The sequence below is a fragment of the Clostridioides sp. ZZV14-6009 genome (genome assembly GCF_020658095.1).
Lineage (GTDB): Bacteria > Bacillota > Clostridia > Peptostreptococcales > Peptostreptococcaceae > Clostridioides.
On sequence record NZ_JAGWDG010000002.1, the window covers coordinates 340,445 to 351,897 of the forward strand.

Below are 11,453 nucleotides of genomic sequence, written 5' to 3' on the forward strand. Positions count from 1 at the left end.
TAATAAGAGATTATATATTCGTAATGATACTTAATTATTTAGCACTTAAACTTCTCAAATATTTGTACTAAGTATATTTATACAATAAAAAAGCAAAACCCTAAGATTTTGCCTTTAATTATTTAATACATTATTTATTTTTATGCTCTGGTTTTGGTAAAAGAACTTTTCTAGATAAGTTAACTCTTCCTTTTTCATCTATTTCTGTAACTTTAACTTCAACTTCATCTCCTATATTTAATACATCTTCAACCTTAGCAACTCTTTCATGAGCTATATGAGATATATGAAGTAATCCTTCTTTTCCTGGAAGTATTTCAATAAATGCTCCAAAATTCATTATTCTACTTACTTTACCTTTGTAAGTTTTTCCTACTTCTGGTTCAATAACTATATTATTTATAAGTTCTTGAGCTCTATTAATCATATCAATTTCAATACCTGATATGAATACTTCTCCAGTTTGTTCAATATCTATCTTAACTCCAGTTTCATCTATTATCTTAGTTATTATCTTTCCACCAGGTCCTATTACATCTTTTATTTTGTCAGGATTTATTTGCATTTTAACAATCTTAGGTGCATATGGTGAAAGCTCTGGTTTTGGTTGAGATATAGTTTTTCTCATTTCTCCTAGTATATGAATTCTACCTTCCTTAGCTTGTTTTAAAGCACGTTGTAGAACTTCTTTATCTATACCATCTATTTTTATATCCATTTGTATTGCAGTTATACCATGTTCTGTCCCAGCCACTTTAAAGTCCATGTCTCCTAAGTGGTCTTCCATACCTTGTATATCTGAAAGCACTGCTACCTTGCCATCATGCTTTATAAGTCCCATTGCTATACCTGCAACCATGTCTCTTATAGGCACACCTGCATCAAGCAGAGATAATGTTGAACCACATACACTCGCTTGAGATGTAGAACCATTTGAACTCAATACTTCAGAAACTAATCTAATAGCATAAGGGAAGTCTTCTTGAGATGGTATCACTGGTAATAAAGCTCTCTCAGCTAAAGCACCATGTCCTATTTCTCTTCTACCTGGACCTCTTGATGGTCTAGCTTCTCCAACACTATATGCTGGGAAATTATAGTGATGCATATATCTTTTGTTTTCTTCTTCATCTAATCCATCTAACTTTTGAACATCTCCTAAAGCACCTAAAGTAGCTACATTAAGTACTTGAGTTTGTCCTCTAGTAAATATAGCTGAACCATGAGCTCTAGGTATCATACCAGTTTCACACCATATAGGTCTGATTTCTTCTAATTTTCTATTATCTGGTCTTACATTTTCATGCACTATAAGTTTTCTTACTTCTTCTTTTATTATATCTTGTAATACTTCCTCTATATCACCAATAAGTTCTTCAAAATTTTCAATAGTTTCTTCAAAATGAGCTAGAGTTTCTTCTTTAACTCTATCCATCTTTTCCATTCTTTCTAATTTTTCAAAAGTTTGAACTGCATCTTTCATCTTAGCAGTTGCAAATTCACGAACCAATTGAGTTATTTCTTCTCCTGCATGGTATAATTCAACAACAATTTTTTCTTTTCCAACTTCTGCAACTATACCATCTATAAATTCAACCACTTTTTTTATTTCTTGATGAGCAAATAAAATAGCATCTAGCATTATATCATCTGGAACTTCATCTGCTCCAGCTTCAACCATCATTATTGCTTCTTTTGTACCTGAAACAACTAGATGCATTGAACTTTTCTCTCTTTGCTCTGCATTTGGATTTACAACGAATGCACCATCTACAAGACCAATACATACTGAACCTGTTGGGCCATTAAATGGTATATCTGATATAGAAAGTGCTATAGATGAACCTATCATTGCTACTATATCTGGTGTGCAGTCTTGATCTACTGATAAAACTGTTGCAACTACCTGAACATCATTTCTAAATCCTTTTGGAAATAATGGTCTTATTGGTCTATCTATCAATCTTGATGTAAGTATCGCTTTTTCTGAAGGCTTACCTTCTCTCTTTAAAAAACCTCCAGGTATTTTACCTACAGAGTATAATTTTTCTTCATAATCTACACTTAAAGGGAAAAAGTCTATTCCGTCTCTAGGCTTAGCTGACTTAGTTGTATTTACCATTACCATACTGTCGCTGTATCTAACTATACAGCTACCGTTAGTCATTTCACAAATTTTTCCTATTTCTACAGAAAGTTCTCTCCCTGCGAAATCCATTTTAAATATTTTATGTTCAAACATTAATGCTTGTCCTCCTCTTATTAAAAACACGTATATCACTCTATTTACTATATTATCAAAAATACTATAAATTAACAATATAAAAATTATCTTTGCCTATATATGCAAGAAGCTTATATTTCTGCTAATTAGAACAACTTATAGCTAATATATCTGGCCCTGTATGAGAACAAATAGAAACTCCACCTCTAGTAAACAAGACTCTTCTTGCTTTTATTCTTTTATTTACTTCTTCTTTTAATATTTCACAATCATGTAGATTATCTCCACAACCTATTGTTACTATTTTCCCTTCTAAAGACCCTTCATTCATTTCTAAAATTATATCTACTAGTTTACTTGCTATATTTTTTACTCCTCTAACCTTGTTTACCAACTTAGCTTCCCCATTATCAAAGAAAAATATAGGTTTTATATTCAACATATTTCCTATTAAAGCAGTTGCTACTGGAACCCTTCCACTTTGTTTTAAGAAATCAAGGGTATATGGAGCAAAAAGTAATCTTATACTGCTACGAATGTTTTCTAACTCATTTATTATTTCTTCAAACCCTAAACCTTCTTCAACAAGTTCACAAGCCTTTATAACATATTGCCCACTACCAAGTGATAAGTTTCGAGTATCAAATATATGTATTTTTTCTTTTTCATTCATATCATTTTTAGCTATTACGGCACTTTGAAAAGTTCCTGAAGCATTTGATGCACCTGTTAAACAGATTATATGGTATCCATCTTCTATAAACTTATCAAATACTTCTTTAAACTCCATATATGTAGCTTGTGAAGTCTTAGGTATTTGTTTTATTTCTTTTACTTTCTTGTAAAACTCTTCTTTATCTATATCCACTCCTTCTATATATTCTCTATCATTAAAAATAACTGTAAGTGGAACTATTTCTATACAATCTTTCTCTGATATTTCATCTGGAATATCGCACAAACTATCACATACTAACTTTATTTTCAAAATAATTTCCTCCTTATTCTAACTAAATATTATAGTATAAAATTTCTATATTTATCTTGTCTTTCCTTTTTAATTGATTATGTATTTATATATTACCTTATATTCTTACCCAATATTATTCATTTTATAATTTTTTATAATGTATAAATTACTTTTATTATTAACTATTTTACTCTATAATAAATTAACTATAAAAAAGCAGGTATACACTATACCTGCTTTTTTATAAAGAATGAAATTACTTTCTTAATCCTAATTTAGCTATTAATGCTCTATATCCTTCAAGATCTTTTTCTTTTAAGTAAGCTAATAAGTTTCTTCTTCTACCAACCATTTTTAATAGTCCTCTTCTTGAATGGTGGTCTTTCTTATGAGTTTTTAAATGTCCATTTAGATCATTTATTCTAGCTGTTAATAAAGCTATTTGTACTTCTGGAGAACCAGTATCTCCTTCAACTCTTCCATATTCTTTGATTATTTCTGTTTTGTTTATCATTTAGATTACCTCCGTATTTTTTTAGAAACGCCTATTACTAAGCATTGATTGGAGTATTCAAAAGCTGAGTAATGGTTATTTTCCTTAATCATTTTATCATACATTACTTGTTTTTGCAAACATAGTTTTCATATACATAGTTTGTGTCATTAGACAATTGATTTTTTAAGTCATTTATTGAATTAAATTTTCTCTCATCCCTTATTCTTTCCAAAAATTCAACAATTATATTTTTACCATAAATATCTCTGTCAAATTCTAAAATGTTTGTTTCAATAGACAAAGATTTTCCATTAACTGTTGGGTTATAACCTACATTTGTAGCACCAAAATAAACCTCATCTCCAATATGTACAATAGAAGCATAGATACCTCTCTTTGGAACGAGCATATTATTCTTAAGGTCAATATTTGCTGTTGGGAATCCCATAGTTCTTCCAAGGTGTTTAGAATGTATAACACACCCTTCTAACTTGTAATTACGACCTAAATACTCTTTAACATTAGTCATATCACCTTGGGATACTAAACTTCTAATATAAGTACTACTCACTCTTACATCATTTATTTTGATTGGTTTTATTACTTCCACCTCAAAACCAAATTCATTTTCTAAGCTCTTTAATAGATTGACATTCCCTTCTTTAGCTCTGGCAAACGTAAAGTCATGTCCAATCACTATTTTTTTAGCCTTTAATTTTTTTACTAGTATCTCCTCTACAAAATCATTTGCAGGTATTTTAGTCATATACTCATCAAATGGTATAATTACAACTATATCTATTCCCAATTCTTCTAATAATTTTATTTTGTCCTCATTACTTATAATATTTTTTGTTGAGTTTGGTCTAAAGTAGTTTACAGGATGATTTGCAAATGTAAATACAATACTCTGTATATTTTCTTTTTTTGCATATTCAACTGCTTTTTTTATAAGAACTTGATGTCCTTTGTGTATGCCATCAAAATTCCCTATGGTAATGACACTTTCTTTTATGTTTGCTATTTCTGCTATAGATTTTATAATCACCATAATAAATTTTCCCCACTAAAATTATAATTTACTCTTAACTTATTCACAAACTATTATAGCATAAGTAAAAGAGATAGACTATAGAAGTTATTATAGCACTATCTCTTTTGGTGTTTTTTCAAATACATTGATTATATAAACATCTTATCACTTTTAACACTTACTGTATTATTATGTTTTGATAATTTTCCTAATCCTAAGAAGTTATCTTTACTATATACTCTTACAAATTCATCATCTTTACTGAGATTGTTCTTTAAAAATCTCTTATCATCTATTGAACCACCATTACTATAATATTTTATAGCATTAGGGTTTAATACAATATAATTAAACGAATCCAATACATAATCTATATCATATAAGTGTTTATCCAGAGTTTCATTTGCATAAAATAATTCTAATTCTTCTAGCGTTATCGAATTTTCCAAGTTAAATTTACCAGAAGATGTTCTATTTAAAAATGACATATGTCCTCCACATCCTAGATATTCTCCTATATCATGGCAAATGCTTCTCACATAAGTCCCTTTAGAACATTCAACATAAAACATTACTTTATTACCTTTTATACTAAGGATTTTTATATCTTTTATGTTTATTCTTCTAGTTTTTAAAGTAATCTCAGAGCCTCTACCACTTCTTACTAAATCACACATTCTCTTTCCATTTACTTTTAAAGCTGAGTAAATTGGAGGAAGTTGATCTATTTCACCTTTTTGTGTATCAAAAGCTCTTTCTATATCTTCATTACTTAACTTAAAATCATCAATTTTTTTTATAATTTCTCCAGATGAATCATAGGTATCTGTACTTATACCTAAAGTAAGTTCACATATATACGATTTATCTTTGTTTAAAATAAGTTCACATACTTTTGTAGCTTTTCCTGTACATATTGGTAAAACACCTGATGCATCTGGGTCAAGAGTACCTGTATGCCCAACTTTTTTCATATTTAAAATCTTTCTTACCCTACTTACAACATCATGAGATGTCATACCTGTGGGTTTCAATATATTTATAATCTTATTCATTTTATTGTCACCTTAAATTGATTTTAACACTGCCTCTAATACCATTTGTTTAGCATTATCAATACTATCTTTGATAGTACATCCAGCAGCTCTTATATGACCACCGCCACCAAATACTTTAGCTATTTCACTTACATCAACATAATTTTTTGACCTAAAACTCACTTTAATTTCATCTTGTTTTTTTTCTTTAAATAAAATTCCAACTTCAATACCTTTTATATCTCTAGTATATGTTGTTATACCATCAACATCATTGAAACTCATGTTATTTCTATTCATCATATCCTGAGTTAAAATTATACTAGATACCTTTGAATCAAATATCTCCAAAGATTTTAAAGCTTCACCTAATAATTTGTAATAATCAGAAGAATTACTTTGATATATATTTTGTATTATAATATTTTTTTCTGCACCTAAAACAAGTAAATTCTTTGCCATTTCAAAACTACTTGCATGCACATTTGAATAGGAAAAATTTCCAGTATCAGTCACAAGACCTGTATATAAACATGTTGCTATATCTTTATTTATAATCTTAATGTCTTTTATTTCTTGAAATCTAACCAATAAATTATACACTAGTTCACAAGTAGAAGATGCATCAATATCTACATAGTTTAAATCTCCATATGAATCATTACTAGCATGATGGTCAATACAGATTACTTTTGATGCATTATTTTTGATTTCATCACTTACACATATTCTCATCTTATCTCCGCAGTCAAGTGCAATTAGAGAATACTTATTTATATCAAATTCATGAGACTTATAAATTTCTACACCTTCAACTAAAAATTTTAAATTCAATGGGGCTTCATCATCAAGTACATAATATACATTTTTCCCTAAACTTTTTAGTGTATAATACATTGAAAGTGTTGAACCAATATTATCTCCATCTGGACTAATATGAGAGGTAACTATAAAATAGTCACCCTCATATATATAATTTATAATACTATCAATATTATTCATCATAATTTTCATCCTCATTTTTTTGAGTATTTTTTTCATTTACTCTCTTTATAAGACTATCCATATACATTCCTTTTTCTATTGAATCATCAAGTTTAAATATTATCTCAGGAATATATCTAAGCTTTATATTTTTTCCTACTTCTCTTCTTATATACCCTCCAGCACTCTTAAGTCCTGCTAATGTAGATTCTTCATCTCCACCTAGAATACTTACATATACATAAGCATATCTTAGGTCATTTGTAACTTCTACATCAGTTACACTTACCAAAGATGTTATTCTAGGGTCTTTTACTCCATTTATAAGCATAGTGCTTACTACTTTTCTTATTTCTTCTGCAATTCTTCTTGTTCTATTATATGATGCCATACCATCGACCTTCTTTACTAACTGATTTTCTTTGATACGAATTTATAATTTTCTTTCTACTTCTTTAGTTATATAAGCTTCTACTATGTCGCCTTCTTTTATGTCATTATAATTTACAAAACTCATACCACATTCGTATCCAGAATTAACTTCTTTTACATCATCTTTAAATCTCTTAAGTGCTGCAAGTTCACCTTCATGTATTATTATACTATCTCTAACTAATCTTATTTTACAGTTTCTAAATATTTTACCATTAGTTACATAACATCCAGCTACTGTTCCAATACCAGATATTTTATATATTTCTCTTATTTCAGCTTTTCCTGTTTCTTCATCAACATATTCAGGATCTAACATACCAGTCATAGCAGCTTGTATATCTTCTATAGCCTTGTATATTATAGTATATGTTCTTATATCAACATTTTCCTTTTCTCCTAGAGATTCTGCGCCTGGAACTGGTCTTACATTGAATCCTATTATTATTGCATTAGAAGCTGCTGCAAGTAATATATCTGATTCTGTTACAGCTCCAACACCTCCATGTATTACTTTAACTTGTACTTCTTCATTTGATAATTTTTCTAAAGATTGTTTAACTGCTTGTACTGAACCTTGTACATCTGCTTTTATAACTATGTTAAGGTCTTTTATAGCACCTTCACTCATTTGACTAAATAAAGCATCTAGTGATAATCTTTGAGTTGATTTTAACATCTCATCTCTAGCTAATTGTTGTCTTCTTGCTGCTACACTTCTAGCAATTTTATCTGTTGGAACCTCAACGAATTGGTCTCCACCTTGTGGAACTTCTGATAGCCCTAATATTTCTACTGCTGTAGATGGTCCTGCTGTCTTAACTCTTTTACCTTTTGCATTTATCATAGCTCTAACTTTACCACATGCAACACCTGCAACGATTGGATCACCTACTGTTAGAGTACCACCTTGAACAAGTACTGTTGCAACTGGACCTCTTCCCTTATCAAGCTCAGCTTCTATAACAGTTCCTACTGCTCTTTTATTTGGATTTGCTCTTAATTCTTCTATTTCAGCAACCAACAATACCATTTCTAAAAGTGTATCTATTCCTTCTTTTTTCTTAGCCGATACTGGAACTGCTATTACTTCTCCACCCCAGTCTTCAACTAATAATCCTTGGTCTGCTAATTCTTGTTTAACTTTATCTGGGTTTGCACCTGGTTTATCTATTTTATTTATAGCAACTATTAAAGGAACTCCTGCTGCTTTAACATGGTTTATTGCTTCTACTGTTTGAGGCATTATACCATCATCTGCTGCAACAACTAATATTGCTATATCTGTAACTTGTGCTCCTCTTGCTCTCATTGATGTGAAAGCCTCATGTCCTGGTGTATCTAAAAATACTATTTTTTGGTCATTGATTTTAACTTCTGAAGCGCCTATATGCTGAGTTATTCCTCCAGCTTCACCTGAAATTACATCAGTTTTTCTTATTGCATCTAGTAAAGATGTTTTACCATGGTCAACATGTCCCATAACCGTAACAACTGGTGGTCTAGATTTTAAATCCTCTTCATTATCTTCTTCAATTTCCATTAAAGCTTCTATTTCTAAAGCTTCTGTATCATCACTTTCTGCTACTGTTAATTCAAATCCATAGTCTTTGGCAGCTAAAGCAGCAATCTCAAAATTTATCTCTTGATTTATTGTTGCCATAGTTCCCATTTTCATAAGCTTCATAATTATTTCTGATGGAGATTTATCTAATTTAGTTGCTAATACTTGTACTGTCAACTGTCCATCTATTTCTATAACATTTCCATTTTCTTGAGATGAATCTTCACTTAACACTTCAAGTGCTAATTCTAACGCTTCACCTTCTAATACTGAATCTTTGTCAGTTACATTAATATCTAATTCAGCTAACTTATTTATAAGCTCTTCATTTGATATATTTAATTTTTCTGCTATTTGGTATACTCTTGTTTTTGACACAAGATCACCCCCTATTTTATTTTAAATTTCTATTAGTTCAATTATCTTTTTAGCGAAATTTTCATCTTTTATTCCTACGACTGCTCTTGGAGATTTTCCTATTGCAAATCCTATTTCATCTTTTGTTGAAAAAAATAGATATGGAATATTTCTAAAAGTTGATTTATCTTTAAAAAGTTTTTTTGTGTTATTTGATGCATCTTCTGCAATTAAAATTAATTTTACTTTTCCTTTTTTTAAGTCAAGCAAAGTTGAATCATCACCAGACACTATTTTCCCTGCACGAGTTGCGAGTCCTAAGAACGAGTGTATCTTTTCTTTATTATTTTTCATATTCTTCTAACTCCATAAGTAGATTATCATAGACTTCATCAGGAACATCAATTTTAAAAGCTTTATTTAATGCTTTGCTTTTTATAGCTTTTTTTAGACATTCAGAGCTTTTGCATACATATGCTCCTCTTCCATTAGCTCTTCCTGTTGGGTCTAAAAATATTTTTCCTTCTTTATTTTTAACTATTCTTATAAGCTCTTTTTTAGAGTCTCTATCTTGACATGCTATGCATTTTCTTTGAGGCACTTTTTTTACTTTTTTCAAAGCCATCCCTCCTTACTCTTCTTCTTTGAAATTATCATCTGAGACATCTAACTCATCTTGATTGATAAATTCAACTTTAATACCCTCATCTTCTATTTCTTTGGATTTTTCAAGATTTATCATTTCTTGTTCTGCTTGAGATTCGCTCTTAATATCTATCTTCCAGTTTGTCAATTTTGCTGCAAGTCTTGCATTTTGACCTTCTTTACCTATAGCAAGTGATAACTGATAATCTGGAACAATAACTAAGGCAGATTTTTCATCTTCATTTATATCTACTTTAACAACTTTTGATGGGCTAAGTGCTGCTGATATAAACTCTGCTGGATTTTCACTATATTTTATTATATCTATTTTTTCATCACCAAGTTCATCCACTATATTTTTTACTCTAAGTCCTTTTGGACCTACACAAGCTCCAATTGGGTCTATTTTTTCATCTATAGATCTTACTGCCATTTTAGTTCTTGACCCAGCTTCTCTTGCCACTGATTTTATTTGAACTATACCCTCATATATTTCAGGAACTTCTTCTTCAAATAATCTCTTTACTAGACCTGGATGACTTCTTGATACAACTATTTGAGGTCCTTTGTTAGTCTTTTTAACTTCAAGTATATAGAATTTTATTTTTTGACCTGCTTTGTAATTTTCAAATGGGATTTGCTCACTTTGAGTCATTATCCCTTCTATTCTTCCAAGATTTACATAAACAATATTTTTATTTGCTCTAGCAACCTCTCCTGTAACTATTTCATTTTCTTTTTCTATAAATTCATTATACACTATTTCTCTCTCAGCTTCTCTTATTCTTTGAACAACTACTTGTTTTGCTGTCTGAGCTGCAATTCTTCCAAAGTTTTTAGGTGTAACTTCATGCTCTATAATATCACCCAATTCATAATTAGGGTTTATCTCTCTAGCATCTGCTAACTCTATTTCTAAGAAAGTATCATATAGGTCTGATTCATCGACAACTACTCTTTGAGAAAATACTTTTATATCTCCTTTGTCTCTATCAAACTCAACTCTAACATTTTGTGCTGAACCAAAGTTTTTTTTGTATGCAGTTAAAAGAGCTTGCTCTATAGTATCTATAAGTATTTCTTTATCTATACCTCTATCAACTACTAATTCGTTTAGTGCTTCCATAAATTCATGATTCATTTTTTATTTCCTCCCTATTTAATATACCACTAAAACTTTATTGCTAATCTAACAATAGCAACATCTTTTCTATTAAATTCCATTTCTTCACCATTTATAATGATTTTTATATTATTATCTTCTGTTAATCCTACAAGTTCACCTTCAAATTGTTTACATCCATTTAATGGTTTATATAATTTTAAATCTACATCTCTACCTTGGTATCTAACAAAATCTCTGTCTTTTTTTAATGCTCTATCAAGCCCTGGAGAAGATACTTCTAAAAAATAATTCTCTTTTATAGGGTCTTTTTCGTCTAATATTGGGCTTAGTTCTCTACTAACTAATTCACATTCGTTTAAAGATATTCCTTCTTCTTTATCTATGTATACTCTTAAGTAGTATTCTCCCGCTTCTTTTACATATTCAACATCAACCATTTCAAATCCATGTTCATCCGTTATTTTAGTTACAATTTCTTCAATTGCTGCTTCTAAATCTTTTTTCATTAAATTACCTCCTATTCAATTGTAAATGACTAGTTTAATTTTATTAAATAATTTTTAAATTAAATGTATTCAATAAAAT

The 11,453-nt window shown here is 29.7% G+C and carries 12 protein-coding genes; all 12 read right to left on the reverse strand.

Annotated features, from left to right (window positions below; genetic code table 11):
- Positions 1–130: 130 nt before the first annotated feature.
- The 12 genes from pnp to rimP all read right to left on the reverse strand — a co-directional run bounded on the left by pnp (position 131) and on the right by rimP (position 11,374).
- A complete protein-coding gene (gene pnp, locus KGF36_RS04880; protein WP_227836148.1) occupies positions 131–2,242 on the reverse strand; it encodes a polyribonucleotide nucleotidyltransferase in 2,112 nt (703 codons plus the stop codon).
- Positions 2,243–2,366: 124 nt separating this feature from the next.
- A complete protein-coding gene (locus tag KGF36_RS04885) occupies positions 2,367–3,212 on the reverse strand; it encodes a DegV family protein (RefSeq protein ID WP_227854582.1) in 846 nt (281 codons plus the stop codon).
- A gap of 238 nt (positions 3,213–3,450) precedes the next feature.
- Complete coding sequence (rpsO, locus tag KGF36_RS04890) at positions 3,451–3,708, reverse strand: 30S ribosomal protein S15 (protein ID WP_227434225.1); 258 nt, start codon at positions 3,706–3,708, stop codon at positions 3,451–3,453.
- A gap of 103 nt (positions 3,709–3,811) precedes the next feature.
- Complete coding sequence (locus tag KGF36_RS04895; RefSeq protein WP_227854583.1) at positions 3,812–4,741, reverse strand: bifunctional riboflavin kinase/FAD synthetase; 930 nt, start codon at positions 4,739–4,741, stop codon at positions 3,812–3,814.
- 131 nt (positions 4,742–4,872) lie between these two features.
- A complete protein-coding gene (gene truB, locus KGF36_RS04900; RefSeq protein WP_227827196.1) occupies positions 4,873–5,778 on the reverse strand; it encodes a tRNA pseudouridine(55) synthase TruB in 906 nt (301 codons plus the stop codon).
- 12 nt (positions 5,779–5,790) lie between these two features.
- Entirely contained in the window at positions 5,791–6,774 is a 984-nt protein-coding gene (locus KGF36_RS04905; protein WP_227854584.1) for a DHH family phosphoesterase, read from the reverse strand.
- On the reverse strand, positions 6,755–7,135 hold the full coding sequence (gene rbfA, locus KGF36_RS04910; RefSeq protein WP_227434221.1) for a 30S ribosome-binding factor RbfA: 381 nt from the start codon (positions 7,133–7,135) through the stop codon (positions 6,755–6,757). Before rbfA ends, KGF36_RS04905 begins: the two co-directional genes overlap by 20 nt.
- A 42-nt stretch (positions 7,136–7,177) precedes the next feature.
- The gene (gene infB / locus KGF36_RS04915; protein WP_227850156.1) at positions 7,178–9,118 is read right to left on the reverse strand and encodes a translation initiation factor IF-2; all 1,941 of its coding nucleotides are present in this window, start codon (positions 9,116–9,118) and stop codon (positions 7,178–7,180) included.
- A 21-nt stretch (positions 9,119–9,139) separates the two neighbouring features.
- Positions 9,140–9,451, reverse strand: coding sequence for a L7Ae/L30e/S12e/Gadd45 family ribosomal protein (locus KGF36_RS04920; protein WP_227434219.1), 312 nt, complete (start codon positions 9,449–9,451; stop codon positions 9,140–9,142).
- On the reverse strand, positions 9,441–9,722 hold the full coding sequence (gene rnpM, locus KGF36_RS04925) for an RNase P modulator RnpM (protein WP_227434218.1): 282 nt from the start codon (positions 9,720–9,722) through the stop codon (positions 9,441–9,443). The genes KGF36_RS04920 and rnpM overlap by 11 nt, the downstream gene beginning before the upstream one ends.
- Positions 9,723–9,728: 6 nt before the next feature.
- Positions 9,729–10,883, reverse strand: coding sequence for a transcription termination factor NusA (gene nusA, locus KGF36_RS04930; RefSeq protein WP_227827193.1), 1,155 nt, complete (start codon positions 10,881–10,883; stop codon positions 9,729–9,731).
- Positions 10,884–10,912: 29 nt separating this feature from the next.
- On the reverse strand, positions 10,913–11,374 hold the full coding sequence (gene rimP, locus KGF36_RS04935; RefSeq protein WP_227827192.1) for a ribosome maturation factor RimP: 462 nt from the start codon (positions 11,372–11,374) through the stop codon (positions 10,913–10,915).
- Between the last annotated feature and the right edge of the window lie 79 nt (positions 11,375–11,453).

Excerpts from the sequence above, each read along its gene's own strand:
- truB (WP_227827196.1), bottom strand. The coding sequence starts at position 5,778 with ATGAATAAGATTATAAATATATTGAAACCCACAGGTATGACATCTCAT.
- nusA (WP_227827193.1), bottom strand. The coding sequence starts at position 10,883 with ATGAATCATGAATTTATGGAAGCACTAAACGAATTAGTAGTTGATAGA.
- rpsO (WP_227434225.1), bottom strand. The coding sequence starts at position 3,708 with ATGATAAACAAAACAGAAATAATCAAAGAATATGGAAGAGTTGAAGGA.
- KGF36_RS04920 (WP_227434219.1), bottom strand. The coding sequence starts at position 9,451 with ATGAAAAATAATAAAGAAAAGATACACTCGTTCTTAGGACTCGCAACT.
- KGF36_RS04905 (WP_227854584.1), bottom strand. The coding sequence starts at position 6,774 with ATGAAAATTATGATGAATAATATTGATAGTATTATAAATTATATATAT.
- rimP (WP_227827192.1), bottom strand. The coding sequence starts at position 11,374 with ATGAAAAAAGATTTAGAAGCAGCAATTGAAGAAATTGTAACTAAAATA.
- rnpM (WP_227434218.1), bottom strand. The coding sequence starts at position 9,722 with ATGGCTTTGAAAAAAGTAAAAAAAGTGCCTCAAAGAAAATGCATAGCA.
- KGF36_RS04895 (WP_227854583.1), bottom strand. The coding sequence starts at position 4,741 with ATGGTGATTATAAAATCTATAGCAGAAATAGCAAACATAAAAGAAAGT.
- rbfA (WP_227434221.1), bottom strand. The coding sequence starts at position 7,135 with ATGGCATCATATAATAGAACAAGAAGAATTGCAGAAGAAATAAGAAAA.
- pnp (WP_227836148.1), bottom strand. The coding sequence starts at position 2,242 with ATGTTTGAACATAAAATATTTAAAATGGATTTCGCAGGGAGAGAACTT.